Source organism: Segatella copri (assembly GCF_026015625.1).
Taxonomy (GTDB): Bacteria; Bacteroidota; Bacteroidia; order Bacteroidales; family Bacteroidaceae; genus Prevotella; species Prevotella copri_H.
Map to the genome: position 1 here is coordinate 794,549 of NZ_JAPDVG010000001.1, position 25,888 is coordinate 820,436.

The following is a 25,888-nucleotide window of genomic DNA, read 5'->3' on the forward strand; positions in this document are numbered from 1 at the left end:
AATATCTTTTGTTTTAAGTTGTTTATTCTATTTCAAGTTGAACGATGGGTCTTCCTCGTATGCTTTCTTGTTGAAGCGGTAGAGGGCGGCGCCTCGTTTCGAGTTGACTTTATCGATGAGTTCTGTTTTCTCGATGAAGTCGATATCCTTCACGCGTTTGCGGAAGTTGCGCTTATCAATCTCTTCGCCTATTACTGCCTCGAATACATGCTGAAGCTGTGTCAGCGTAAAGAGGTCTGGGAGGAGTTTGAAGCTTAATGGCTCATGATTGATGCGGCGGCGTATCTGTGCGATAGCGTTGCGGATCATGAGTTTGTGGTCTGAGTAAAGTTCTGGAAGTTCGTTCAGACTAACCCATTCCAATCCGTGTTCTACACGGAGGCTGTCATCATAGTCTTTCACATTGATGAGAGTGCAATAGGCGATAGAGATAACTCGCTCACCTGGGTCACGGTCGATGCGGCCGAAAGCTCCTACTTGTCTTATATAGAGGTTTTTCATTCCAGTAAGTTCCAGGATGACTCTGTTAGCTGCATCTTCGAGATTTTCTGTTGCGCCAACGAAACCACCATAGAGTGACCATTCGCCTCTTCCCGGGTCCATCTTGCGTTTACCTATCAGTACCTGGAGGTTACTACCGTCGAAACCGAAAATGATACAATCGACGGATACTAATACTTTGGAGTATTCATTATAAAACTGGGTCATGGTCTTTCTGCTGTTTTGATGTAATGATTCAATGTATGTATAGTTGGGTTCTTTTACTTGCTCTTCATAGAGCAGCTTCGAGAGGAAAATCAAGGAGTAAGAAGGAGAAGAAAGGATCGCGGATTTTTTCAACAGAAACAGTTTTGTCTGATCTTTGAGAAAATTCCAGACTCCTCACTTCTTACTCCTGACGTGAATAATATTTTACCAGAAGTATGCGTAGAATGCAGCGCAGAGACCGATTACTACGAGTGTACCAATGATATCGAAGGCACCCCAGCTCTCACGGATAGACTTCTTGAAGTCGGATGTGAAGGTGATTGCCTCTACCTGCTCCTTGCTTGGGGCTGGAGTGAAGCAGCTCACTACTACCATGAAGATGATGAGGAATACGAGCAACCAGCACTCGAATACGAGCCAGTTAGTCTGCCAGAACCATGCGGTGTAATCCCAGAATGCACCATCCATTGTAGCCTTACCTGTATCAGTGATGACGTTGGTAACGAGGCGGAGCATACCGATGAGGAAACCGGTAATCATGGTGTATTCACCTGCCTTTGGAGTAATCTTCTTAAAGAAGATACCCATTGCAAATACGGCTACCATGGCTGGAGCCAGAAGTGACTGGATACCCTGGAGATAGTTGTACAATGTATCCATCTTCATCATGATTGGCAACCATGCGAAACCGAGAACTACAACTACTACGGTAGCGATACGGCCAACGAGTACGTAGTGAGCCTCAGACATGCCCTTCTTCAATGGTTTGTAGAAGTCCTCGGTGAAGAGGGTAGCACAGCTATTGAAGAATGCTGCCAATGAAGCAACGAGTGCGCAGATGAAACCGATGGTTACGATACCCTTGATACCTGCAGGAAGAACGGTCTTTACCATGATGGCGAAGGCTGCATCAGTCTCGTTCATCTGGATGGCACCCTTCTGAGCCAAAGCGGCTGCAATCATACCTGGAATGAGGAACATGAAGCAAGGGAGTACCTTGAAGAAACCGGCTGCGATAGTACCGCGGCGGGCACGCTTCATAACCTCTACGTTGCTCTCGCCAGGAACCTGACCCAATACACGCTGAACGATGTGCTGGTCTGTACACCAGTACCAGAAACCGATGATGGTTGCACCGATAAATACTACGAAACCAGGATACTCCTGATACATAGAGTCACCTGCCTCCCAGTGGAACATGTGAGTTGTACCGTAGCCGTTGTTCAGCTTTCCGCAGTAATCCATCATGTCGGCCCAACCTGCAGAGATGCTGCCACCGCCGAGGGTAGAGAGACCGAGGAAGAGTACGAGGAAAGAACCGATGACGAGGATAGGAGTCTGGATAGTTGACAATGTCATCACACCCTTCATACCACCGAATACGGTGAAGATGGTGGTGAGGATAATCAAACCGATAGCACCTGCCCAGAAGTTCAAGCCCCAGAGATACTCGAAGAAAATACCACCTGTAAGGGCTGTAACGCTCACCTTAGTAAGGATGTAAGCTACGAGGGTGATGATAGAGAGCCATGAACCTGTGCGCTGGGTATAGCGGAACTTCAGGAAGTCTGGCATGGTGATGATCTTACCCATCTTGTTGATGAGCAACTGGTAGAAAGGTACGAACAACCAACCCAAGATGAGGATCATCCAACCCTGCATCTCCCAGTGTGCCATACCGACACCACTCTTGGCACCTGTACCAGCCAAACCAACGAGGTGCTCAGAACCAATGTTGGCAGCAAAAATAGCCATACCGATTACATACCATGGCTCACCCTTACCGAAGAGGTAGGCAGAAGAGTCTTCACCTTTCTGAGCCTTTCTGTCTTTCACGATTGCGTGCCAGACAGCCCAAATTACGCCGATAACTCCAATGGCGAGTATAGCCCAATCAAGCCATACGAATTCTGTTGAATTCCAATTCATAATTACTATAAGATTGTTTGTTTATTATTATTTGTTTATTCTTTTCTTTTATTGGATGCTTATTATGTTAGTTTCTTATCCAGCACATTTCGTTTTTTTTCATTGCAAAAACTTCTTGTTGGATTTTAGCTGTTCCGGCGGACTTTATCCGCCGGTTCGCTAACTTTTAAACTAACTTACGCTTACTTTTTAACGCTGAATTTGTAAGCGAGGTGAGAATAGTATTTCTCTCCTGGCTTCAATGTGGCATCTGTCCAATCCTTTACACCCTGAGCAATCTTGGTTGGAGAATCAGGATATTTCTGGCTCTCGAAGCAAACGCTTACATGTTTAGGATACTTGATGCCATGCTTGCAGGCAATACCTGTGCCTTGGAAGTTACCGGTGTAAACCTGAATTCCTGGCTCGTTGGTAAATACTTCAAGAAGGATACCGCTCTTTGGTGAGTAGAGGCTTGCGCAAACTGTTTTGTCATCGCCCTTACCATTCTTATATGTGTTCAAGCACCAGTTGTGGTCGTAACCTGTGGCATTCTTAATCTGATCAAAGTTATAATCAACCTTCTTGCCGATTTCTGCAGGTTTACGGAAATCCATAGGGGTTCCCTCGACACTCTTGATTTCACCAGTTGGGATGTAAAGTGAATCTGCAGGAGTGAACTTATCTGCATTGATGTACATTACCTGATCGAAACCTTCCTTAGATGGATCGCCATTCAAGTTGAAGTAACTGTGGTTGGTCATATTGACAACGGTCTCTTTGTCTGTTGTAGCGCCAAACTCGATGTCGAGTGTGTTGTTACTCTTGACTGTGTATTTAGCTGTTGCTGTTACGTTGCCAGGGAAACCATTCTCGCCATCCTTCGCATTGATAGTGAAGGTAACGGATGAGTCGTTCTTCTCTGTAATGTCGTAAACCTGGTTCAACCATCCTGTAGCCCCACCACCATGCAGGCAGTTGCCATTATCATTTGCCTTCAACTGGTATGTTGAACCAGCAAGTGAAAGTTTAGCATCCTTGATACGGTTGGCATAACGTCCTACAGAAGAACCATAATCTGAAGGAGAGTTAAGGGTGTCAGCATACTGATGGATATTATCGTAACCAAGAACCACATCTGTTGGCTTTCCGTCCTTGTTTGGAACGGAAATGGAAACGACACGTCCACCATAATTGGTGAGGCAAACTTCCATGCCGTTTGCATTCTTGAGAGTTACTAACTCAGTCTTCTTGCCCAATACTGTTGAATCGAAATCTGCTGGATTCAAACCAGATTGTGTGAGACTTGCATTGCTGCTTGATGAACAAGCTGAGAGGGTAGCGATAGCCGCAAAACCAACTCCCATAAATAGGGTCTTAAATGTACTCATTTTTAGGCTGTTTTTTATTGTCTATTCATTTTGGGTGTAAAATTACAATTTTATTTCGAATCTGCAAGCGTTTTTCCTAACTTTTTTTCTTCTAAAGTGTCTTTTTAACACTATTTGTATGAAAACGCCTGTTTTTGCCTTATTTGGAACAAAAAAAACTGCAGTTAGCAAATACTAACTGCAGTTCCTTATATTATATATAATGTATATATTAGCAAACCTTGTGAGAACCCTCAGAGATGATTACAGGGTAAATCTCTGGAGCATGACCATATTTGGCTGTGAACTTAGCTGTCACGTCCTCAACGAACTTGTCGTAGATATCGTCCTTTACCAGGTTGATAGTGCAGCCACCGAAGCCACCGCCCATGATACGGCTACCAGTAACACCGTTCTCCTTAGCAACATCGTTTAAGAAGTCGAGTTCCTCGCAGCTTACCTCGTATTCCTTGCTCAAGCCGTGGTGAGTCTCGTACATCTTCTGACCTACTGTCTCGTAGTCACCCTTCTCAAGAGCATCGCAGACTGCCAATACGCGGTCCTTCTCGCCCAATACGAAGTGAGCGCGGCTGTAATCCTCTTCGCCTACCTCAGCGCGAACCTCTTCCAACTGTTCCCATGTGCAATCACGGAGAGTTTCGAACTTAGCTTCTGGGTGCTTTGCTGCAATGTGCTTAACAACATTTTCGCAAGAGTTGCGACGGTCGTTGTATGGAGAACCTGCCAACTCGTGCTTTACCTTAGAGTTTACCAGGCAGAGTTTATAGCCCTTAGGCTCGAATGGGAAGTATTCAAATTCGCGGCTGTTGCAATCGAGGCGCATCAACTTACCTTCCTTGCCGAAAACAGAAGCAAACTGGTCCATGATACCGCAGTTAACACCTACATACTTGTGCTCAGTAGCCTGGCCTGCGAGAACGAGATCCCATTTAGAAACCTTGTTGTCACCAAAGAGGTCGTTCAAAGCAAAAGCAAAACAGCTTTCAAGAGCAGCAGATGAAGACATACCAGCACCGAGAGGCACATCACCATAGAATGCTGCATTGAAACCCTTTACGTCAACGCCCAATGCCTTCATCTCCTGGCAAACACCATAGATGTAACGTGCCCATGAAGCGCGAGGACCTTCAGGATCATTAACCTTGAATTCTACACGGTCCTTCAAGTCGATAGAGTAGAGCATGACGGTATCTGTTCCGTTAGGACGGATTTCTGCCATGATACCCTTATCTACTGCACCTGGGAAAACAAATCCACCATTATAATCGGTATGCTCACCAATCAAGTTAATACGACCTGGTGACATGTAGATGTTACCTGTTTTACCATCGAAATGCTTGATGAATCGGCTTCTTACTTTTTCAATATCCATAATTAGTTAAGTTTTTGTTGTGTTGTTACTAAAGATTTGATTATATGATTTAGCCCTAAGACTATATATGCCTTAGGGCTAATTTATTTCGTGTTTTTAATCAACAGGAATATCCTTGTTGATGTTCTTGCAACCAGCTACAGCATAGAAGAACATGTATGCCATACAGATGAGAGGCACAATGTAACTAGCCATATAGCCAGCGTTGTCTGCGATGAAGTTCTGTACCAATGGCATCAATCCGCCACCTACTACCATCATCATGAAAATACCTGAAGCCTGGGCTGTATACTTGCCAAGACCCTCAGTAGCAAGGTTGAAGATAGAAGACCACATGATAGAAGTGCAGAGACCGCAGAGTACCAGGAACATGGCAGCGATAGGCACTGTAACCATCTGGAATGATGTACCTGTAAATACAGGCATTTCTACTGTTGTTGACTTGCCGAGAAGTACGGCGAGGACGATAAAGATCATACCTGCACCATTGGCAATCATCATCATCATGCGGCTAGATACCTTGTCAGCAATAAAACTGGAGCAAAGACGACCAACCAGCATCAGAAGCCAGTATGTACCTGCAACGAAACCACCGATAGCTGCTGCATTTGCCAAGGCTGTACCATTGATGAAACCACCACCATTTGCTGTTGTATCAGAAATGTAGAAGTTCAATGTTCCAGGAATGCCTACCTCAACACCTACATAAACGAAGATTGCGATAACGCCGAGGTTGAAGTGGCGAAAAGCCCATGGTGAATGCTCGAATACAGTCTTGTCTGTAGTCTTACCCATCTCTGGATCCTGGATAGGGATGAAGTTCAAGATAACGAATGCTGCTGCGAATACGGCAAGGGCAATGTAAAGCACGAGGTTCACATCTACCATTTTGGTGTTAGCAGTAACTGTACCGATAAGGGCACCTACGAGCATTGGGGTTAAAGTTCCGGATAAACTGTTCAATGTACCACCGATGAGGTTCAACTGGTTACCGCGGTTACCACCACCACCGATGAGGTTCAACATTGGGTTTACAACAGTATTCAAAATACAAACTGCGAAACCTGAGATGAACGCACCGAAGAGGTAAACGGCGAAGCCTGAGATGTCGGCACCGAACTTACCTGAAAGGAACTGGATGAGCACGCCTACGAATCCGGTAGCGATACCGGTGAGGGCTGTCTTCTTGTAACCGATCTTGGTGAGCAACTTACCTGCAGGGATACCCATGAAGAGGTAAGCCAAGAAGTTCATGGCGTTACCCAACATACCGATCATGTTAGCACTTCCGCTGTCAGCGAATACATTTTTCCAAATAACTCCGATAGGAGCAGCCAAATTCGTTACGAACGAAATCATGGCGTAGAGGAACATCATCGTGATAATGGCGATGATATTGCCATTTTTACTTTGGTTTTCCATTTTTTTTGATAGTTGATATTGTTATTTGTTATTATTATTTGCGAAAAGCTTGTTTATACTCTTTTTGAAGAGGTTATTGATTCTCTTTTATGGTAAAGAGGTTGCTACTCTTTTCTTCTAAGAGGTTGTTTCTTCTTTAAAGACGTTAAGACTTCTCTTTAAGATTGTTGTCGCGCTGGATGAGTTTTGTCATTCAAGCGCGAAAATGGAGCAAGTGCTGTTTAGAGTACCTGCTCCATGATTTATTCTGATTTATTTGTCAATTCCAAACTTATAGATTGTCTTCTGGGTGTATGTTTCACCTGGATTTAATCTGCAACTTGGGAAATAGGTGTGATTTGGAGTGTCTGGGAACTTCTGTGCCTCGAAGCAGACTGCACTGCGACGTGGGAATGTTGCACCAAACTGTCCTGAGATACCTGCAAGGAAATTACCTGTGTACATCTGCAAACCTGGTTCTGTGGTATAAACCTCCATGGTACGGCAGCTTACAGGGTCTTTTATACGGGCAGCAAAACTCAACTCACCTTCTTCTGTCTTGTTCAATACATAGTTGTGGTCATAGCCCTGACCATTCTTGATCTGCTCGTTGTCTGCATTGATGTCCTGACCAATTGGCTTTGGTGTACGGAAATCGAATGGTGTGCCCTCAACCTTCAAAATCTCACCTGTAGGGATAGAATACTTATCAATAGGGAGATAGTAGTTTGCGTTTACCTCACAGATGATATTGTCAACTGTTGGGGTAGGATTAGCAATACCCTGGATTGAGAAGAAAGCGTGATGTGTCAGGTTGCAGATGGTTGTCTTGTTGGTTGTAGCCTGATACTTGATAACGAACTCATTGTCGTCGGTCAATGTGTAAGCTACCCAAACTGTCAACTCACCAGTGAAGCCTTCTTCACCATAAGGGCTCGTGTATTTCAACACGACAGCGCTATCACTCATGCGGGTTGCATCCCAAACTTTGGTGTGGAAACCTGTAGGTCCACCATGCAGGTGGTTGGGACCATCGTTGCATGCCAAGTGATACTCCTTGCCGTGAAGTATGAACTTGCCTTCTTTAATACGGTTGCCATAACGACCGATGAGCACACTCAAGAATGGCTCTGGTGAGTTGATGACGTCCTGTATGTTGTCATGACCCTGGATGAGGTTGGCATAGTTGCCATCCTTGTCAGGCATCATGATGGCTACGACTGCTCCACCATAGTTAGTCACTGCAACTTCGTTGCCTTGCTTGTTTCTTAACACGAAGAGATCAGTCTTCTTGCCATTCACTGTGGTCTGAAAATCTTCTCTTTTCAAACCACACTTATTTGCTGGTTCTGTATTCATAATATCTCACTTTTTTTAGTTACCTTACTTTGGTTTAAGTAATGTACTGCAAAGTAACTAAAAAAAAATGAGTATTACAAATATTTTATGAACTTTTTGATTTAAAAAATCCTAAAATGATTCTGATAGCAAATCGGCAACGACGTAACTTGATCCGCCAATAAAGATAAAATCATCTTTTTTTGCGTTTGCTTTTGCTTTGTTAAATGCCTGTGCGATAGTTTGATAGCATGTTCCGTTTAAGCCGTGCTTTTGTGCGTATCCGTATAATTTGTCTACAGGAATCGCTCTTTTGGTTGATGGCTGTGTCCAATAGAAAATCGTGCTTTCTTTTGGCAACTTTTCTAATAGTCCCATTACATGCTCTACATCTTTGTCATCAACCATTCCGAAGACAATATGTTTCGTATCGGCTTTGACGGATGCAATCTGAGGCTCCAGATACTCCCATCCGGCAAGGTTATGTCCCGTATCACAGATGGTGAGAGGGTGTTCGTTGAGTTTTTCCCATCTGCCACGTAAGCCTGTCAGCTCGCATACATGTTCGAAGCCGTTCTTTATGCTTTCATCTTTGATTTCTATTCCTTCTTCCTTCAGGCATTCTACGGCTGCGGATATGGTGCAGAAGTTCTTTTTCTGATAGTTGCCTTTCAGTTCGAAGTTCGTGTCTGCGTCAGTTGCATGTGCAAAATGGATAGGAGAATTCTGCTCATGGGCTTTCTTGATGAATACAGGTTGGGTCTCTTCGTTCCATTCGCCAATAACGACAGGAATCTGTGGCTTGATGATACCTGCCTTTTCGCCTGCAATCTCGCCGAGTGTATTCCCGAGGAATTGGGTGTGGTCAAAACTGATGTTCGTGATAACGGATAGGATAGGAGTGATGATGTTGGTACTATCCAGTCTTCCTCCCAATCCAACTTCGATGACGGCAAAGTCTACCTTTTGTTCTGCAAAATACTGAAATGCCATCATGGTGGTCAGTTCAAAGAACGATGGATGTAGCGGTTCGAAGAATTTCCGGTTGTTTTCTACAAAGTCGATTACATACTCTTCGCTTACCATCTCACCATTTACGCGAATGCGTTCTCTGAAATCTACAAGATGTGGAGATGTGAACAGGCCGACCTTATAGCCCTGGCTCTGCAGGATTGCAGCAAGGGTATGGGATGATGAACCTTTTCCGTTGGTTCCTGCAATGTGGATACATTTATATTGGTTATGAGGATGCCCGAAGTGTTCATCCATTTTATACATCGTATCAAGCCCAGGTTTGTATGCCTTGGCTCCAATCTTTTCAAAAACCGGCGTGCTGGTGAAAAGATATTCAACAGTTTCTTGATAATTCATGTTATATGTTATACCTTATTATATATACAGATAATCCCCGAAAAGAGCGAACCGTTCTTTCGAAGATAGTTCGCCCTCTTCGGGGATTGCTCTTTACTGTTTATTTTTTAAAGAGATTCTTGAAACTTTCAAAGAGAGATTTCTTCTCTGCATTATCTGCTTTGAAATTATCGCATTCCTTGAATTTCACAACAAGATCCTTTTCTTCTTTTGTCAGAGAGGTAGGGATGAAAACGGTAATATTGACGATAATATCACCACGGCCATAACCATATCCCTGAATAGCCGGCATTCCTTTGCCACGCAAACGGATCTGTTTGCCTGGTTGTGTGCCTGGTTCTATTTTGATCTTCGTCTTACCATCCAAGGTAGGGACTTCTACCTCGCCACCCAAAGTGGCAGTTGCAAAGTCAAGAACAAGATTATGGTATAAGTCCTGACCAACACGCTCGAAATCATCGTTCTTTTCTACGCTTACCATTACCTGTAGGTTTCCGTAGAGACCATTGTGCTTGCCTTGGTTACCCTTTCCTTCAACGGTAACAACCATATCGTTGTCGACACCTGCAGGGATATTGATTTCTACGAGTTCCTCGCCCTTCACGATTCCGTCGCCACCGCATTCCTTACATTTGTTCTTGATGATAGTTCCCTCACCGCCACACTTTGTACATGCAGCCTGAGTTTGCATCATGCCGAACATGCTGCGTACCGTTTTTAAGACATAGCCGCTTCCATGACATTCCGGACATGTTTCTGGCTGGGCACCACCTTCGCAACCTGTTCCGTGACATGCAGAGCAAGTTACATCCTTGCGAATCTTGAAGCGCTTGGTAACACCTGTTGCTGCCTCTTGGAGAGTCAGTTTTACTCTTACGCGAAGGTCGCCACCCTGGTAAACCCGCTTCTGTGAGCCGCCACCGAATCCGCCGCCACCAAAGCCGCTGAAACCGCCGTGTCCGCCAAAGATATCTCCAAACATAGAGAAGATGTCGTTCATGTCCATGCTGGCACCACCGCCAAATCCGCCGAATCCACCTTGTGGGCCGTCGAAACCAAACTGGTCATACTGCTGGCGCTTCTGGGCATCGTGGAGAACTTCGTAAGCTTCGGCAGCTTCCTTGAATTTCTCTTCCGCCTCTTTGTTGCCAGGGTTGCGGTCTGGATGATACTTGATGGCTATCTTTCGATACGCCTTCTTTATTTCGTCTTCTGATGCCGACTTGTCTACGCCCAGCACCTCATAATAGTCTCTCTTAGCCATTTGCTTATTTCAAATATTGAATTTTCTTACAGAATTCTAATAGAATGTTCTGGATTTTGAAAAATAATTCTTGATATTTCTTTCTTACTGACCTACAGCTACCTTGGCATGGCGAATCACCTTGTCGTTCATCGTATAACCAGTCTGGACGCAGTCAATGATCTTTCCCTTCTTGTCATCGCCCATTCCCGGAACCATAGCAATAGCCTCGTGGAAATCTACATCGAAATCCTTGTCGTTGGTTTCAATCTTCTTTACGCCAAGACCTTCGAGTGTCTTTACGAACTTGTTGAAAATCATCTGGACACCTTCCTTGATAGCCTTAGGGTCTTCGCTCTTGTCAGCGATGGCACGCTCAAAGTCGTCGAGAATAGGCAGAATAGCAGCTACAGTCTTCTCGCCGCCATTCAAAATCAGTTCTGCTTTCTCTTTGAGGGTACGCTTGCGGTAATTCTCAAACTCAGCAGTCTTATAGAGTAACTGTTTCTTGAGTTCCTCTACCTCTTGCTGTGCTTTTGTTAAAGGATCAATCTCTTCTGCCTTCTTGTCAGCAGCGTCTGTATTGTTGTCACCTTCTTCTGCCTTGTTGTCAGTATTCTGATTTTCCTCAGTATTTTCATTTTGAGTTGTCTGCTCATTATTTTCATTCTGAACAGTCTCCTGAACGTTTCCGTCCTCTATATTGATTTCTTTTTCTTTTGACATAGTCTTAAATTTTTTAAACATGATAATTCTTGTTATTGGTTGTTTGACAAAAAGTGTGCCAACCCGATTCTCATCGAATTGGCACTATTAAATTATAAGATAATTTGTGGTTGCTGTTTAACAGCAGAATAACTTTTTGTTTAGAATCCGTACATCTTAGCCTTCTGCTCCTTGATAGTTTCATCGTAGATATACTCATCATAAGACATGAGCTTGTCGATGGTGCCTGATGGAGTGAGCTCGATGATGCGGTTTGCCACGGTGTTGATGAATTCGTGGTCGTGGCTAGAGAAGAGGATATTGCCCTTGAAACCTACCAGATTGTTGTTGAATGCCTGAATACTCTCCAGGTCCAAGTGGTTGGTTGGTGTATCAAGAATCAGGCAGTTGGCGTTCTGCAACTGCATGCGTGCAATCATACATCTCATCTTCTCACCTCCGGAGAGGACATTTACCTTTTTCAGTACTTCTTCGCCGCTGAAGAGCATTCTTCCGAGGTAGCCCTTCATGGCAACTTCGTTACCTGGACCATACTGGCTCAACCAGTCTACCAGATTCTTGTCGCTCTGGAAGAATTCTGTATTATCGAGTGGGAGATAAGCTGTTGTGATAGTAACACCCCACTTGTAGTCACCTGCGTCAGCCTTTCGGTTGCCGTTGATGATTTCGAAGAGTGCGGTCATCGCCTTAGGGTTGTGAGAGAGGAATACTACCTTCTCGCCCTTTTCTATGTTGAAGTTTACATGGTCGAAGAGCACTGTTCCGTCTTCGTCGCATGCTTTCAGTCCCTCTACCTCCAGAATCTGGTTACCTGGCTCACGGTCCATCTGGAAGATGATGCCTGGGTATTTACGGCTTGATGGACGGATTTCTTCGACGTTCAGCTTCTCCAGCATCTTCTTGCGGGATGTTGTCTGCTTACTCTTGGCAACGTTAGCTGAGAATCGGCGGATGAATTCTTCCAACTGCTTCTTCTTCTCTTCTGCCTTCATCTTCTGGTTCTGAGCCTGGCGGAGAGCCAACTGAGAACTCTCGTACCAGAAAGAGTAGTTACCTGCAAACATAGTAATCTTACCGAAGTCGATATCTACGGTCTGGGTACTTACAGCATCGAGGAAGTGACGGTCGTGAGATACTACGAGTACGGTCTGTTCAATGTTGCTGAGATAGTCTTCCAACCACTCAACTGTGTCGAGGTCGAGGTCGTTGGTAGGCTCATCGAGAAGGAGGTTGTCTGGGTTGCCGAAGAGTGCCTTTGCCAGCATCACGCGCACCTTCTCTGTATTAGAGAGTTCACCTACGAGTTTGTCGTGACGGTCTTCCTTTACGCCGAGGTTCTGCAGAAGTTGTGCGGCATTGCTTTCAGCCTCCCAACCATTCATTTCTGCAAACTTGAGCTCCAGCTCAGCAGCGAGGTTACCATCTTCTTCTGTCATCTCTGGCTTAGCATAGAGGCGCTCGCGCTCCTTCATGTTTTCCCATAATGGCTGATGACCCATCAGAACGGTATCCATCACGCGGAAATCGTCATATTTGAAGTGGTCCTGTTCCAAGACAGAAAGTCGCTCGCCTGGTCCCATTTCTACTGTACCCTTGTTTGGTTCAAGGTCGCCGCTGATAGCGCGGAGGAAAGTAGATTTTCCGGCACCGTTAGCACCGATGATACCATAAATATTACCATGAGTGAACTTGAGGTTTACATCCTTGTAAAGCACTCTCTTTCCGAATTGGATCGCAAGATTTTGTACTGTAATCATTATTTGTTCCTAAATATCTTTTATTCTGATTATATCTTTAATTCAGCTGCAAAATTACAAAAAAATATTTGAAACACAATGATTTATTGGCAAAAGTTACTAATTTTTAGTTAAAAACATGGTGGCTTTTTGTTATTTTGCAGAAAAGTCTTACTTTTGTAGGCTGAAACGGAGAAAATGCAGTATTGATTCTGTGTTTTTCATGTTAAGAAAATGATATCGGTAACAATATGAGACAACAAAATAGAAAAGGAAATTTTAATAAGCATACCAATAATGCTTATGGCTACGGAAACCCAAATGAATATGAGCATTACATGGTAGAAAAACCTGCTCCGTTGCTGGAATGGCTGATGGAGAATGTGAAGGGACCTAGCAAGACTAAGGTGAAGCAGACTCTGCAGGGTAGGGGAATCAAGGTAAATGGCAAAACCATTACCCAGTTTGATTATGCCCTGAAACCAGGTATGAAGGTGAGTGTGAGCAAGACAAAGAAGAATCAGGAGGTATTTAAAAGCAGATACCTTAAGATTGTTTATGAAGACAGATATCTGATTGTTGTCGAGAAAAACATCGGTATATTGAGTATGGCTGCCGGTCATTCTACTCTGAATGTGAAAACGGTGCTTGATGATTATTTCCATAAGACTCGCCAGAATTGCCAGGCGCATGTAGTACACCGACTTGACCGTGATACTTCGGGCTTGATGATTTATGCCAAGGATAAGCAGACGGAACTGGCTTTGGAGGATGATTGGCATCATAATGTGTACGACCGCAGATATGTGGCTCTGGTTTCCGGAGAGATGGAAGAAGATGAAGGTACTGTTGCTAACTGGCTGAAAGATAACAAGGCTTACATTACTTACAGCAGTGATACGGATAATGGCGGCAAGTATGCTGTTACCCATTTCCATACATTAGAGCGTACAACGGCTCATTCTCTGGTGGAGTTCAAACTCGAAACGGGCCGTAAGAATCAGATTCGTGTTCATACAGCCGATATGGGGCATCCGGTGTGTGGTGACATCAAGTATGGTAATGGTGATGATCCATGCCAGCGCTTGTGCCTGCATGCCTATGTGCTGTGTTTCTATCATCCCGTAACGCATCAGCCTATGGAATTTGAAACTCCGATACCGGCTGAATTCCGCAGGGCATTAAAGAATGATCGTTAATAGGGTGATGAATGCTGATTGGTAGTTTATACTATATAATAATGTGATATGAATGATTTTGGATATTATGCGCTGGCATTGGTAGTCCTTGTTGTAGGACTGTTTGTCTTAAAGAAAGTGGCTACCTGCATGATTAAAGCAATGGTAGCTGTTGTTATGGTAGCCGTGCTGGCAGTTCTTTACTGGCTCTTCTGTTGATAGTAGAGTTGTGTAATGATGGCGGGATAAGATTTTAGATATTTTTGATTGGTAAATTGGTTGCGGTTGTCTGGGTGTAAACTTTGGATGGCTGCAACTTTTTTATAGTGATATTTCAAGAGATATAAAGTGATATATAAAGGTGATATGAAATGGTATGGAGAAATATAAAACAAAAAAGAGCATTTCTGTTAAGAAATGCTCTTTTTTGTACACCCTTAGGGATTCGAACCCTAGACCCACTGATTAAGAGTCAGTTGCTCTACCAACTGAGCTAAGGGTGCAACTATTAGTTGGTGACTCCGCAAGGATTCAAACCTTGAACCTCTTGATCCGTAGTCAAGTGCTCTATTCAGTTGAGCTACGGAGCCAAAACCATTTGTTTCAGTGAAGCTTTGATAGGAGAGTGACTCCGCAAGGATTCAAACCTTGAACCTCTTGATCCGTAGTCAAGTGCTCTATTCAGTTGAGCTACGGAGCCAATTCTTATCTTTCGTACACCCTTAGGGATTCGAACCCTAGACCCACTGATTAAGAGTCAGTTGCTCTACCAACTGAGCTAAGGGTGCAACATTTAAAAGCCTCATTTCTGAATTGCGAGTGCAAAGGTACTACTATTTTTTGATTCCACCAAATTTTTTCGCAACTTTTTTCGAAAAAAATCAATTTTTCTTCATCTTGAAGGTTCCTAACGTATGTCTATACCCCTTCTTGTTGATGCTTACCACGCGGTAGATACCCTCCTTTAAGTTTCTAACATCTAGCGTGTTATCTTTTGCATGGAGGTACAGAATATCGCATCCTTGCAGGGTTTCGACCATCAGAACGTCAAAAATGAGATTTTTGGTGGTTTCTGCTAGATATACCTTCTTTCCGTCACATTCGAGTAATTTCGCAGCTCCTGTGCTTTGGGCAAAAAGTTGAATCTCTTCCTCTTTTTCTTGGGTTGGCTGGCTTTCTATGCCATATCCGTCCATTGAAGTTACGGCAACAAACAGACGTTTTGCATCAGGATTTTCTATTTTGAACGAATTTCCTATGATTCGTGCGGCAACCAGGTTGCGTGCATCGGTGATGTCAACCGGATATTTCTTGCTCGCGTATACATTATTATATATATAAGGGGTTGCGATTTTAGTGCCATCCGTATAGTTTGAAGGATTGCTCCAGGAAACTGATACCTTGTTATCGGTGGTGATTACCGATAATTGTTGTGGCTGTTCCGGTTGGTTCTTGCTTGCCCAAGTCATCGGCGGAACCAATGAAGGGTATGGATTGAAACGTTGGGTAAAGTCGAGAATACCCTGTTTGTTGTCCAGGAGGAACTTGTTTCTGAAGAATGCATATCCCATTCCGAGGTTTCGGATGTGATACATTTCTGCCGTCACGTCATTGATGTTCCACTTTCCTTCTTTCGGATCAAGAAAGTAGATGCCCAGTCCTGGAACCACAATCTTTCCATGGCTCTGTTCCTGCCAGTCGATGGCAAACGGATAGAAGTGTTCGTTCTTGAAATACATCATAGGGAAGAGCTCGTCCATCAGACCGCTCTTGAGCCAGCCCTGTGCATCCTGGCAGACCTTCGTGTATGCATTCCAGCCAAAGCTCCGGTATCTGCTCAAGTCATCAGACTTTCCTACAGGTGAGCAGCTCATTTTTACCCAAGGTTTTTCAGCCTTCACTGCATCGTGAATCTTTCTTACGATGTTGGTGATATACCGGCGTCCCTGTTCCCGGCTCACTTTGATGTTCCAGGTTTCAGGGTAACGGATGTAGTCGAGGTGAATACCGTCTACATTATATTTATGTGTAATTTCCCTGCAGATGTTTGCCAGATAATCACCAGTCCGACTGTTTTCCGGATCCATGTATCCGTCGGCTCCAATCTTCTTGATGAGTTTCGGCATCTTCTGTCGGAGGGTTTTGCAGCCGAGTGCGTTCCATTTTCCTACAGGGATGGTTACCACCCAGGCATGCAGTTCCATACCGCGCTTATGGCATTCGTCGATGGCAAACTGCAGGGCATCATAGCCCGGACTTCTGCCCGGAAATCCTGACAGACATCCATCCCAAGGTTCGTATGCCGACGGATAAATCATGGTACCTCTTACGCGGGTCTGTATCAGTACGGTATTGATTTTAGCCTGCTGTAACCGGTCCAGTATATCCGTAAGCTCCTTTTTCTGCTTTTCGGCAGAATAAGAAGACTGGGCATAAGAGTGTGGCCAGTCGATACCTCCTATGGTTGTCAGCCATACAGCTCTTACTTCATGTTTCGGCACCTGGTTATTGAACACGATACTCTGGGCTTTTGCGGCCAAAACAGAGCATAAAACGATAAAAAATATCTTAAATCTCTTCATAATCTTACAATTTGGCAACAAAGATACCAATATTTTTTTTTATTTCAAATAAAAATATTACTTTTGCGGTTGAAATATTAAAATAAAGTGCATTTTGCACCGAAAAGAGAGAAAATTTTAAGCAATAAAAGAAAAATGGTCAGTTTCGTTATTAGTTTGGTCGCCCTTGTATTGGGTTACCTTCTTTATGGAAAGTTTGTGGCGCATGTGTTCGGTCCTGATGACCGCCCTACGCCTGCAGTGACCAAAGCCGATGGGGTCGACTTTATGGTACTGCCTAGTTGGAAAATCTTCATGATTCAGTTCCTCAACATTGCAGGAACGGGTCCTATCTTCGGTGCCATTATGGGTGCCTGGTACGGACCGGTGGCTTATCTGTGGATTATCTTCGGGTGTATCTTCGCTGGAGCCATGCATGATTACATGAGCGGTATGCTCAGTATCCGTAACGGTGGAGCTGGTTTGCCGGAATTGGTAGGTAAGTATTTGGGTGGACGCACCAAGAAAGTGATGTTGGTCTTTTCGGTACTTTTGCTGATGATGGTGGGAGCTGTGTTTGTATACAGTCCGGCTATCATTATGAGTGGCATTTGTAATACGGATGCATTCTGGGGCAGCCAGATGTTTTGGATTGTGGTGATTTTCGTTTATTACGTCATTGCTACATTACTTCCTATCGATAAGATTATCGGTAAGGTTTATCCGCTCTTTGCCTTCTCGCTTCTCTTTATGGCGGGTGCTCTGATGATAGGTCTCTTTGTGAAGTGGCCTACATTGCCTGAACTCTGGAGCAATTTGCAGAGTTGCAATCTCAATGAGAATCCGGCTTGGTTGGGAACGGAGTCTTTTGTACAGAAGAGTCCGATTTTCCCTTGCCTCTTTATCACGATAGCCTGTGGTGCCATCAGTGGTTTCCATGCTACGCAGAGTCCGCTCATGGCCCGATGCATGAAGAATGAGAAGATGGGTCGCCCTATTTTCTATGGAGCCATGATTACAGAAGGTGTTGTTGCCTTGATATGGGCTACGGTTTCCATGTATTTCTTCTACTATGGTGGATGGCGTGAATGCGTAAGTCCTGAGGTGGCTCAGCAGTTTATCGCTCAGTTTGATGGCGGCAAGTCGCTTATCCAGAACTTCGATGCGCCTACCGTTGTGAAGATAGTATGTTCCAGCTGGTTGGGTGTGGCTGGTGGAATCCTGGCTCTGCTGGGTGTTGTTGCAGCGCCTATTACCAGTGGCGATACGGCTTTGAGAAGTGCCCGTCTGATTATCGCCGAGTTTATCGGTTTGGAGCAGCGCTCTATGCGCAAGCGTCTTTATATCTGCGTTCCGTTGTTTGCTCTAACGGTGGGCATTCTGGTTTGGCAGATGGAGAATCCTGATGGTTTCAATATCATCTGGCAGTATTTCGGCTGGGCTAACCAGACGCTTTCTGTGTTCACTCTCTGGACATTGACGGTTTATCTGGTACAGCAGAAGAAGCCTTTTGTGATGACGCTGGTTCCTGCCTTGTTTATGACCGTGATATGCTCAACCTTCCTGCTCATTTCGCCAACAGCTTTGGCTTTGGGTGAGAGCCTGGCTTATACGGGCAGTGTCATCATTCTGGTGATTGCCTTGGTATGGTTCCTGGGTTGGTATCGCAGTTATCAGAAGAAACAATAGATTTATATATAAGTATTAATCAATATACGTAAATTTATATGATACGAATGAAAAAATTAGCTATTGCAGCATTGGCACTTGTCGTTTCGACAACTGCCCATGCTCAGTTTGAAAGTGGAAAACAGTATATCGGTGCGTCGATGACGGGCTTAAACTTGAGTTATAATGGCTCTCAGGACCTCAATCTCGGTATTCAGGCTAAGGCAGGATACTTCGTAGAAGACGATTGGATGCTGTTGGGGCAGGTAGAATATAATCATTCTGGTCTTGAAGGCGTGAAGGATTATTTCTCTGTCGGTGCCCAGGCTCGTTATTATATCGAGCAGAATGGTCTGTATCTGGGTGGCGGCGTAAAGTTGGCTCATTCCGGAGGTTATAATGATTTCATGCCAGGGGTAGAGGTAGGTTATGCTTTCTTCCTCGGCAAGTCGGTTACCATCGAGCCAGCTATCTACTACGATCAGAGTTTCAAGAAGCATGTAGATTATTCTACTGTAGGTTTGAAACTGGGTATTGGTATTTATCTCTAAACTCCTAAGATGCAACAACAGTTTTCTTCGACTTTGTTGGAAAAGGCAGTGGCGGAGTTTTCTAAATTGCCAGGTATAGGGCGCAAAACAGCTTTGCGCCTTGTACTTTTTATGCTCAAGCGTAAGAGTGAGGATGTGGAACTCTTTGCTGATACCATTTCCAGGATGCGGCGTGAAGTGAAATACTGCAGAGTTTGTCATAATATCAGCGATACTGATGTCTGTCCGATCTGTTCTGATTCCCGGCGCGATGCTTCTACCATCTGTGTCGTCGAGAATGTGCAGGATGTACTGGCGATAGAAAACACGCAGCAGTTTCACGGACTCTATCATGTCTTGGGCGGCATCATTTCGCCGATGGATGGTATCGGTCCTTCGGATATAGAGATAGAATCGCTGGTTCAGCGTGTGGCTGAAGGTGGGGTGAAGGAGGTGATTTTTGCTCTCAGCAGTACGATGGAGGGTGATACTACCAACTTCTATATCTCCCGTAAACTTGCTGATTATCCTGTTAAACTCTCTGTTATCGCCCGTGGTATCTCGGTGGGTGATGAATTGGAGTATACAGATGAGGTTACCCTCGGACGGAGTATTCTGAACAGAACTCCATTTGGACAATAACAAAAGACAACAAAATGAAAATCAAACAAGTACAACGAATATTGATGACCAATTTCCTCTTTGTCCTGTTGGTAGGATTCCTGCTGGTCTTGCTCTATGAGACAGAGATTCTGGAACCTACTAATCTGGCAGGGGATGTCACGTTGGTCTATGTGATAACCGTAGCGATGGAGTTTCTTACCATTGCCGTTATTCCTTTGGCGCTCAAACTCTTCAGTTTCAAGGCTATTCACCGTCAGTTGGTAACCCGTAAGGGAGATGCACTTCTTCCTCTGGGTACTGCCCGTCTGAATATGCTCTGCTTGCCAATGCTGATCAATACGTTTATGTATTATCAGACGATGGCGCCTGCTTTTGGATATATGGCTATCATCCTTTTTCTCTGTCTCTTCTTTGTTTATCCTTCTGTCGGAAGATGTGAGGACGAAACTACAGAGGCGGAAGGTTAAACTCTCAGTATCTAATATTTGATATTCGGTATGAAACTCAGTGTTGTCATAGTAAGCTATAATGTGAAGTACTATCTTGCCCAGTGTCTGCGTTCGGTAGAGAAAGCTATCGGCGTGTTGGAGTGTGGGCAGCAGGGTGATGCAAGTGGCGATACGGCAGAGATTATCGTGATTGATAATCATTCTCAGGATGGAACGATTGAATATCTCGAACAGTGTTTCCCGGCTTCCCGATATCCTAATCTCCATGTTGTAGCCTGTACGCATAATAACGGATTTGCCCGTGCCAACAATCTTGCTATCCGCAAGAGCGAGAGTGATCTGGTTCTTTTGCTGAATCCGGATACCATTATCGGCGAGCATGTTCTCAAGGATGCTGTCAGTTTTATGCGTTCTCATCCTGATGCCGGTGCTCTGGGTGTAAGGATGTTGGGAGCCAATGGCAAACCAGCTCCTGAGAGTAGGAGAGGATTGCCTTCTCCGATGGTGGCTTTCTATAAGATGATGGGGTTGTGCAGCCGGTTTCCTCAGCATCACAGTTTCGGTCATTATTACATGGGTTATCTTCCATGGGATAAGCCGGCAAAGATAGAGGTTGTGAGCGGTGCTTTCTGTATGATTCGTCGTGAAGCCTTGCTGAAGGTGGGGTTGCTGGATGAGGATTTCTTTATGTATGGCGAGGATATTGATCTTTCTTACCGTATCTTGAAGGGTGGTTATCAGAACTATTATCTGCCTGTAGATATCCTGCATTACAAAGGTGAAAGTACTCAGAAGTCGAGTTTCCGCTATGTTCATGTGTTTTACGAGGCGATGCTTATCTTCTTCCGTAAACATTATTCGGGCATGTCGCATCTCTTGAGTATTCCTATCAAATTTGCCATCTATGCCCGTGCCTCTGTAGCTTTTACGCAGATGATGACTGCGAGAATCAGAAAGAGTCTGGGATTCTTTTCTCCTTCTCATGTCGACCTGTCAAACCAGGTATTGTTTGATGCTGACGAGATGAGCTATGAAGAGATGCTGCATCAGCTTGCGCAGCGGTCTGACGAGAATATCAAACTGGCTACCTATACGAAGGACATCGGTAAGGTGATTACGGATAGGGAGGTGATGGATAAGGATGAATTTGGTTATTTATAAGGATAGATTTATTTCTATATTATAAGGTACGCGCGTACATTATTAATAAGTGTAGTTTATGAAAGAACCGAATATTCGATTACGGGCTTTAGAGTTGGAAGATCTTGATTTTCTCTACCAGATAGAGAATGATGATCGGCTTTGGGAACTGGGTGTTTCCAATGTTCCATATTCGCGCCGGGTGCTGCTCGACTATATAACCAGTGCTTCGGCAGATATTTATGTAGACAATCAGGTGCGCCTGATTGTAGAGAATGAGCAGAATGAGCAGGTGGGCATTCTGGATCTTACAGATTTTGATCCCCGTCATCACCGTGCCGAACTCGGAATTGTCATCAAAAAGGAGTTTCAGGGGCAGGGTTACGCGAAGGCTTCTGTGTCACGCTTGTTGCAATATGCTCGGAATGTACTTCATCTTCAGCAGATTTATGCTATTGTAGGTATCAGAAACCAAAAAGCGGCTAAAATGCTGCAATCTGTTGGATTTGAGGGGAATAATGTTCTGAAACAATGGCTTTGTAGCCCAGTTGGATATGAGGATGCGATGTTTTTTCAATATTTTCTGTAAAAAAGTTGCATAAAAATTTGGTAGAACCAAAAAAAAGTAGTACCTTTGCACTCGCAAATGAAAAATGAGCGCTAAGCCATTCAATTTGATTTCATGATTGGTGCGTTAGTTCAGTTGGTTAGAATGCCTGCCTGTCACGCAGGAGGTCACGAGTTCGAGTCTCGTACGCACCGCTCAAAATCATCTTGCAGGTTTGCCAAAATAGTTTGGTGCGTTAGTTCAGTTGGTTAGAATGCCTGCCTGTCACGCAGGAGGTCACGAGTTCGAGTCTCGTACGCACCGCTAATTTCATTTGAACATTTCGACTCCTCCATAATAATAATGGTGCGTTAGTTCAGTTGGTTAGAATGCCTGCCTGTCACGCAGGAGGTCACGAGTTCGAGTCTCGTACGCACCGCAGAAACCTTCGAGAGTGATCTCGGAGGTTTTTTGTTTTTATATTAATCTAAGAGAATATGGCTATCGTTATCACAGTTCTGGCATACTTCTGTGTGCTACTGCTCTTCAGTCATCTTACTGCCCGTAAAATGGCAAGTAATGAAACTTTCTATCGTGCCAACCGCCGTTCGCCTTGGTATATGGTTGCTTTCGGTATGGTGGGTGCGTCTATTTCGGGCATCACTTTTGTCAGTGTGCCGGGCATGGTGATGAGAACGGATATGACCTACCTTCAGATGTGCATCGGTTTCATCCTGGGTTATTTCCTGGTTGCCTTTCTTTTGCTTCCTATCTATTACCGGTATAATCTCACTACGATTTACGGTTATCTGCAGCAGCGGTTGGGGGAACGTTCGTATAAGACTGGAGCTTCATTCTTCCTCTTGTCTAAGATGACGGGTGCGGCGGTCCGTTTCTTTGTCGTCTGTATCCTCTTGCAGCGTTTCGTGCTCGATGGGATTGGTGTTCCGTTCTGGGTCACGGTTCCTGTCATGGTACTGCTTATCTGGCTTTATACGCGCAAGGGTGGCATCAAGACGCTGGTGTGGACGGATACCTTTCAGACGCTCTGTATGTTTGCGGCGCTCATCCTCATTATCTGTCAGGTGATGTCGGCGTTGGGCATGACTCCTTCCGAAGCGATTACTGCGATTGCTCACGACAGTCATTCCCGTATTTTTGTCTTTGATGACTGGATGTCGAAACAGAATTTCTGGAAACAGTTCCTCAGCGGTGTCTTTGTAGTGATTGTGATGACCGGTCTTGATCAGGACATGATGCAGAAGAATCTTACCTGCAAGTCGCTCCGTGAGGCCCAGAAGGATGTTTGCAGCTATGGTTTTGCCTTTGTGCCTGCCAATCTGCTTTTCCTGAGTCTGGGTGTGTTGCTGGTGATGCTGGCTCAGAAACAGGGAGTGGCTTTGCCTGATGCTCCTGATGATCTGTTGCCGATGTTTGCGGCTTCGGGGGCGATGGGAAACCTGGTGGTGGTCTTGTTTACCATTGGCATTGTGGCGGCAAGTTTCTCCAGTGCCGATTCTGCTTTGACCGCCATTACTACGAGTCTCTGTGTGGATATATTGGGCAGGAAAGAGGATATGAAGCTCCGCAAGCGTATGCATCTGCTGGTGGCTTTCGTCTTCATGCTCTTCATCATTGCTTTCAAGGCGATTAATTCTACGAGCGTGATAGATGCCATCTACATCCTCTGCTCTTATACTTACGGTCCGCTGTTGGGTTTGTTTGCCTTCAGTCTGCTCACCAAGCGTCAGGTAAACGACCGCTGGTCGCCATGGGTCTGCATCGCCAGTCCGCTCATCTGCTTCGCCATCGATACCCTTACCTCGCAGTATGTGGGCTATAAGTTCGGCTATGAGCTTCTGATGCTGAATGGCGCCCTGACATTTGCAGGTCTCGCCCTTATAAAAAAAGAAACAGTTAAATACAAACAATAATGAGAACAAAAGTATTATTCGCAGCATTGTTGCTCAGTGCAACAACTGCTTTTGCCCAGCAGGAGAAGTTGGGCTCCGGTATTGACAAGACCAACATGGACTTGACCATCAAGCCGGGTAATGATTTCTATCGCTATGCCGCAGGCAACTGGATGAAGAATCATCCACTCGATGCCGAGCATACCGACAATGGTGCTTTCACCGACCTCTTTGAGCAGAACCAGAAGCGCATCCAGGACATCATCCTTGAATATGCTTCCAAGCCACAGCAGAAGGGGTCACTCGGACAGAAGATCGGTTCGCTCTACAACCTCCGTATGGACAGCGTTCGCCTGAACAAGGAGGGATGGGCACCTATCAAGCCAACTCTCGACCGCATAGCAGCCATCAAGGACCGCAGAGAGTATCAGCTCGTTACCGCTCAGCTCGATTTACGTGGCGAGGGTACCATGATGTATGGCATCGGTGTGGGCGCCGACCTTCGTGATGCCGCCAACAACCTCGTTGAGGTAGACCAGAGTGGTCTCGGTCTTGGTGTACGCGATTACTATGTAAACGATGACGAGCAGACCAAGAAGATTCGTGATGCATACAAGGCTTATATGAAGAAGCTCTTCCAGATGGTAGGCAACGACGAGGCTACCGCCCAGAAGAAGATGGAGGCTGTGATGGCTATCGAGACCCGCATCGCTAAGGCAAGCTATAGCCAGGTACAGCTCCGCGACATCGACAAGAACTATCACAAGATGACCTACAACCAGCTCGTGCTCGATTATCCTGGCATCGACTGGGGCAATGTGTTCCTGGCATCCGGTTTCCCTGCTTTCAAGGAAATTTGCGTGGGTCAGCCTGAACCAATCCACGAGGTTGAGAAGATTCTCGCAGAGACCTCTCTGGATGATCTGAAGACATACGCAGAGATCAAGGTGATTTCTGGTGCAACCAGCGTATTGAGCGATGATTTCCGTGCCGTATCCTTTGAGTTGAGCAAGGTAATGAGCGGTGTTCAGCAGGATCGTCCTCGCTGGAAGCGTGCCGTAAGTACCGTGAGCGGTGTGTTGGGCGAGGCTATCGGAAAGATTTACGTAGAGAAGTACTTCCCGGAGAGCAGCAAGAAGCGTATGCTCGAACTGGTTCACAATCTCCAGACTGCGCTTTCACAGCGCATCGACGAGGCTACATGGATGAGTGCTGCTACCAAGGCACAGGCTAAGGATAAGCTGGAGAACTTTATCATCAAGATCGGCTATCCTGACAAGTGGAAGGACTATAGCGGATTGCAGGTAGATGACAGCCTTTCTCTCTACGAGAATATGGCAAATATCTCTGAGTTCTTTACCAAGGATGAAATCGCCCGCAAGGTGAATAAGCCGGTAGATAAGACAGAGTGGGGAATGACTCCTCAGACTATCAATGCTTATTATAACCCAACTACCAACGAGATCTGCTTCCCTGCAGCTATTCTCCAGCCTCCATTCTTCGACCCAACAGCCGATGATGCGATGAACTATGGTGGTATCGGTGCTGTAATCGGTCATGAGATGAGTCATGGCTTTGACGATCAGGGCAGCCAGTTTGACAAGACCGGAAACCAGAACAACTGGTGGACTGCTGCTGACAAGAAGAACTTCGAGTCTCGCACCAAGATCCTGGTTGACCACTTCAACCAGATTGAGTTGGCTGGCAAGAAGGTAAACGGCCAGATGACCCTGGGTGAGAACATCGGTGACAATGGTGGTTTGAACATCGCTTTCCGTGCACTTCAGAATGTGATGAAGACAGAGAAGTTGGGTGTGAAGGATGAATTTACTCCAGAACAGCGCTTCTTCCTGGCATGGGCACGTGTATGGGCAGGCAATGCCCGTCCTGAGTACCTGCAGTATCTGATGACCGTGGATGTTCACTCTCCAAACGAGGCTCGTGTAAACGGTGCCCTCCCAATGGTGGATTCATGGTATAAGGCATTCAACATCAAGAAGGGCGACAAGCTCTTTGTTCCTAAGAACAAGCGTGCACATATCTGGTAAAAACATAGAACATAAAAAAAGTCTTGCAGGCTACAT

21 protein-coding genes and 7 tRNA genes are annotated in these 25,888 nt (G+C 45.1%); 13 read left to right on the forward strand and 15 right to left on the reverse strand.

Annotation, left to right across the window (positions count from 1 at the left end):
- Positions 1-27: 27 nt before the first annotated feature.
- The 10 genes from ONT19_RS03400 to ONT19_RS03445 all read right to left on the reverse strand — a co-directional run bounded on the left by ONT19_RS03400 (position 28) and on the right by ONT19_RS03445 (position 13,215).
- Positions 28-708, reverse strand: a complete 681-nt coding sequence (locus tag ONT19_RS03400; protein WP_040552774.1) for an NUDIX hydrolase — start codon at positions 706-708, stop codon at positions 28-30.
- Between the two features lie 204 nt (positions 709-912).
- Positions 913-2,637, reverse strand: coding sequence for a sodium:solute symporter (locus ONT19_RS03405; RefSeq protein WP_218458369.1), 1,725 nt, complete (start codon positions 2,635-2,637; stop codon positions 913-915).
- Positions 2,638-2,819: 182 nt separating this feature from the next.
- Positions 2,820-4,007, reverse strand: a complete 1,188-nt coding sequence (locus tag ONT19_RS03410; protein WP_264952291.1) for an aldose epimerase family protein — start codon at positions 4,005-4,007, stop codon at positions 2,820-2,822.
- Positions 4,008-4,218: 211 nt separating this feature from the next.
- On the reverse strand, positions 4,219-5,379 hold the full coding sequence (gene galK / locus ONT19_RS03415) for a galactokinase (protein ID WP_022122112.1): 1,161 nt from the start codon (positions 5,377-5,379) through the stop codon (positions 4,219-4,221).
- Positions 5,380-5,475: 96 nt separating this feature from the next.
- The gene (locus ONT19_RS03420) at positions 5,476-6,801 is read right to left on the reverse strand and encodes an MFS transporter (RefSeq protein WP_006846773.1); all 1,326 of its coding nucleotides are present in this window, start codon (positions 6,799-6,801) and stop codon (positions 5,476-5,478) included.
- Positions 6,802-7,053: 252 nt separating this feature from the next.
- Positions 7,054-8,139, reverse strand: coding sequence for an aldose epimerase family protein (locus ONT19_RS03425; RefSeq protein WP_006846772.1), 1,086 nt, complete (start codon positions 8,137-8,139; stop codon positions 7,054-7,056).
- Positions 8,140-8,250: 111 nt separating this feature from the next.
- A complete protein-coding gene (locus ONT19_RS03430; RefSeq protein WP_153081485.1) occupies positions 8,251-9,489 on the reverse strand; it encodes a bifunctional folylpolyglutamate synthase/dihydrofolate synthase in 1,239 nt (412 codons plus the stop codon).
- A 100-nt stretch (positions 9,490-9,589) separates the two neighbouring features.
- Positions 9,590-10,753, reverse strand: a complete 1,164-nt coding sequence (gene dnaJ / locus ONT19_RS03435) for a molecular chaperone DnaJ (protein WP_022122110.1) — start codon at positions 10,751-10,753, stop codon at positions 9,590-9,592.
- Between the two features lie 84 nt (positions 10,754-10,837).
- Positions 10,838-11,458 carry a nucleotide exchange factor GrpE gene (locus ONT19_RS03440; RefSeq protein WP_022122109.1) on the reverse strand — a complete coding sequence of 207 codons (621 nt, stop codon included), beginning with the start codon at positions 11,456-11,458 and terminating at the stop codon, positions 10,838-10,840.
- A 140-nt stretch (positions 11,459-11,598) separates the two neighbouring features.
- Positions 11,599-13,215 carry an ABC-F family ATP-binding cassette domain-containing protein gene (locus ONT19_RS03445; protein WP_118139545.1) on the reverse strand — a complete coding sequence of 539 codons (1,617 nt, stop codon included), beginning with the start codon at positions 13,213-13,215 and terminating at the stop codon, positions 11,599-11,601.
- 317 nt (positions 13,216-13,532) lie between these two features.
- Here ONT19_RS03445 and ONT19_RS03450 point away from each other — a divergent pair, with 317 nt between their 5' ends.
- Positions 13,533-14,393 (forward strand): RluA family pseudouridine synthase, encoded by an 861-nt coding sequence (locus ONT19_RS03450; protein WP_203054330.1) that lies wholly within the window; start codon positions 13,533-13,535, stop codon positions 14,391-14,393.
- 48 nt (positions 14,394-14,441) lie between these two features.
- Positions 14,442-14,591: a sulfate transporter gene (locus ONT19_RS03455; protein ID WP_117586877.1), complete on the forward strand. Its 150-nt coding sequence runs from the start codon at positions 14,442-14,444 to the stop codon at positions 14,589-14,591.
- 211 nt (positions 14,592-14,802) lie between these two features.
- On the opposite strand, the gene ONT19_RS03460 is transcribed toward ONT19_RS03455, so the two are convergent.
- From ONT19_RS03460 to ONT19_RS03480, 5 genes are all read right to left on the reverse strand, one after another.
- Positions 14,803-14,875 (reverse strand) — tRNA-Lys (locus ONT19_RS03460).
- 10 nt (positions 14,876-14,885) lie between these two features.
- Positions 14,886-14,962, reverse strand: a tRNA-Arg gene (locus ONT19_RS03465).
- Between the two features lie 36 nt (positions 14,963-14,998).
- Positions 14,999-15,072, reverse strand: a tRNA-Arg gene (locus ONT19_RS03470).
- Positions 15,073-15,087: 15 nt separating this feature from the next.
- A tRNA-Lys gene (locus tag ONT19_RS03475) sits at positions 15,088-15,160 on the reverse strand.
- A gap of 93 nt (positions 15,161-15,253) precedes the next feature.
- Positions 15,254-16,954 carry a glycoside hydrolase family 10 protein gene (locus tag ONT19_RS03480; RefSeq protein ID WP_264952290.1) on the reverse strand — a complete coding sequence of 567 codons (1,701 nt, stop codon included), beginning with the start codon at positions 16,952-16,954 and terminating at the stop codon, positions 15,254-15,256.
- A 135-nt stretch (positions 16,955-17,089) separates the two neighbouring features.
- Here ONT19_RS03480 and ONT19_RS03485 point away from each other — a divergent pair, with 135 nt between their 5' ends.
- From ONT19_RS03485 to ONT19_RS03535, 11 genes are all read left to right on the forward strand, one after another.
- Positions 17,090-18,622, forward strand: coding sequence for a carbon starvation CstA family protein (locus ONT19_RS03485; RefSeq protein WP_264952289.1), 1,533 nt, complete (start codon positions 17,090-17,092; stop codon positions 18,620-18,622).
- Positions 18,623-18,660: 38 nt separating this feature from the next.
- Positions 18,661-19,152: a porin family protein gene (locus ONT19_RS03490; protein WP_218487750.1), complete on the forward strand. Its 492-nt coding sequence runs from the start codon at positions 18,661-18,663 to the stop codon at positions 19,150-19,152.
- Positions 19,153-19,161: 9 nt separating this feature from the next.
- Positions 19,162-19,773, forward strand: a complete 612-nt coding sequence (recR, locus tag ONT19_RS03495; protein ID WP_006846762.1) for a recombination mediator RecR — start codon at positions 19,162-19,164, stop codon at positions 19,771-19,773.
- 14 nt (positions 19,774-19,787) lie between these two features.
- The gene (locus ONT19_RS03500; protein WP_144155377.1) at positions 19,788-20,222 is read left to right on the forward strand and encodes a hypothetical protein; all 435 of its coding nucleotides are present in this window, start codon (positions 19,788-19,790) and stop codon (positions 20,220-20,222) included.
- A 30-nt stretch (positions 20,223-20,252) separates the two neighbouring features.
- Complete coding sequence (locus tag ONT19_RS03505) at positions 20,253-21,365, forward strand: glycosyltransferase family 2 protein (RefSeq protein ID WP_264952288.1); 1,113 nt, start codon at positions 20,253-20,255, stop codon at positions 21,363-21,365.
- A gap of 58 nt (positions 21,366-21,423) precedes the next feature.
- Positions 21,424-21,933: a GNAT family N-acetyltransferase gene (locus tag ONT19_RS03510; protein WP_153085512.1), complete on the forward strand. Its 510-nt coding sequence runs from the start codon at positions 21,424-21,426 to the stop codon at positions 21,931-21,933.
- 99 nt (positions 21,934-22,032) lie between these two features.
- Positions 22,033-22,106 (forward strand) — tRNA-Asp (locus ONT19_RS03515).
- Between the two features lie 35 nt (positions 22,107-22,141).
- Positions 22,142-22,215, forward strand: a tRNA-Asp gene (locus ONT19_RS03520).
- 41 nt (positions 22,216-22,256) lie between these two features.
- Positions 22,257-22,330 (forward strand) — tRNA-Asp (locus ONT19_RS03525).
- A gap of 58 nt (positions 22,331-22,388) precedes the next feature.
- Complete coding sequence (locus tag ONT19_RS03530; RefSeq protein ID WP_117726904.1) at positions 22,389-23,825, forward strand: sodium:solute symporter; 1,437 nt, start codon at positions 22,389-22,391, stop codon at positions 23,823-23,825.
- Positions 23,825-25,852 (forward strand): M13 family metallopeptidase, encoded by a 2,028-nt coding sequence (locus ONT19_RS03535; protein ID WP_264952287.1) that lies wholly within the window; start codon positions 23,825-23,827, stop codon positions 25,850-25,852. Before ONT19_RS03530 ends, ONT19_RS03535 begins: the two co-directional genes overlap by 1 nt.
- Positions 25,853-25,888 lie beyond the last annotated feature (36 nt).

What these genes read in the sequence shown, in the direction of transcription:
- ONT19_RS03400 (WP_040552774.1), bottom strand. Translation starts at nt 708, where the DNA reads ATGACCCAGTTTTATAATGAATACTCCAAAGTATTAGTATCCGTCGAT.
- ONT19_RS03405 (WP_218458369.1), bottom strand. Translation starts at nt 2,637, where the DNA reads ATGAATTGGAATTCAACAGAATTCGTATGGCTTGATTGGGCTATACTC.
- ONT19_RS03410 (WP_264952291.1), bottom strand. Translation starts at nt 4,007, where the DNA reads ATGAGTACATTTAAGACCCTATTTATGGGAGTTGGTTTTGCGGCTATC.
- galK (WP_022122112.1), bottom strand. Translation starts at nt 5,379, where the DNA reads ATGGATATTGAAAAAGTAAGAAGCCGATTCATCAAGCATTTCGATGGT.
- ONT19_RS03420 (WP_006846773.1), bottom strand. Translation starts at nt 6,801, where the DNA reads ATGGAAAACCAAAGTAAAAATGGCAATATCATCGCCATTATCACGATG.
- ONT19_RS03425 (WP_006846772.1), bottom strand. Translation starts at nt 8,139, where the DNA reads ATGAATACAGAACCAGCAAATAAGTGTGGTTTGAAAAGAGAAGATTTT.
- ONT19_RS03430 (WP_153081485.1), bottom strand. Translation starts at nt 9,489, where the DNA reads ATGAATTATCAAGAAACTGTTGAATATCTTTTCACCAGCACGCCGGTT.
- dnaJ (WP_022122110.1), bottom strand. Translation starts at nt 10,753, where the DNA reads ATGGCTAAGAGAGACTATTATGAGGTGCTGGGCGTAGACAAGTCGGCA.
- ONT19_RS03440 (WP_022122109.1), bottom strand. Translation starts at nt 11,458, where the DNA reads ATGTCAAAAGAAAAAGAAATCAATATAGAGGACGGAAACGTTCAGGAG.
- ONT19_RS03445 (WP_118139545.1), bottom strand. Translation starts at nt 13,215, where the DNA reads ATGATTACAGTACAAAATCTTGCGATCCAATTCGGAAAGAGAGTGCTT.
- ONT19_RS03450 (WP_203054330.1), top strand. Translation starts at nt 13,533, where the DNA reads ATGGTAGAAAAACCTGCTCCGTTGCTGGAATGGCTGATGGAGAATGTG.
- ONT19_RS03455 (WP_117586877.1), top strand. Translation starts at nt 14,442, where the DNA reads ATGAATGATTTTGGATATTATGCGCTGGCATTGGTAGTCCTTGTTGTA.
- ONT19_RS03480 (WP_264952290.1), bottom strand. Translation starts at nt 16,954, where the DNA reads ATGAAGAGATTTAAGATATTTTTTATCGTTTTATGCTCTGTTTTGGCC.
- ONT19_RS03485 (WP_264952289.1), top strand. Translation starts at nt 17,090, where the DNA reads ATGGTCAGTTTCGTTATTAGTTTGGTCGCCCTTGTATTGGGTTACCTT.
- ONT19_RS03490 (WP_218487750.1), top strand. Translation starts at nt 18,661, where the DNA reads ATGATACGAATGAAAAAATTAGCTATTGCAGCATTGGCACTTGTCGTT.
- recR (WP_006846762.1), top strand. Translation starts at nt 19,162, where the DNA reads ATGCAACAACAGTTTTCTTCGACTTTGTTGGAAAAGGCAGTGGCGGAG.
- ONT19_RS03500 (WP_144155377.1), top strand. Translation starts at nt 19,788, where the DNA reads ATGAAAATCAAACAAGTACAACGAATATTGATGACCAATTTCCTCTTT.
- ONT19_RS03505 (WP_264952288.1), top strand. Translation starts at nt 20,253, where the DNA reads ATGAAACTCAGTGTTGTCATAGTAAGCTATAATGTGAAGTACTATCTT.
- ONT19_RS03510 (WP_153085512.1), top strand. Translation starts at nt 21,424, where the DNA reads ATGAAAGAACCGAATATTCGATTACGGGCTTTAGAGTTGGAAGATCTT.
- ONT19_RS03530 (WP_117726904.1), top strand. Translation starts at nt 22,389, where the DNA reads ATGGCTATCGTTATCACAGTTCTGGCATACTTCTGTGTGCTACTGCTC.
- ONT19_RS03535 (WP_264952287.1), top strand. Translation starts at nt 23,825, where the DNA reads ATGAGAACAAAAGTATTATTCGCAGCATTGTTGCTCAGTGCAACAACT.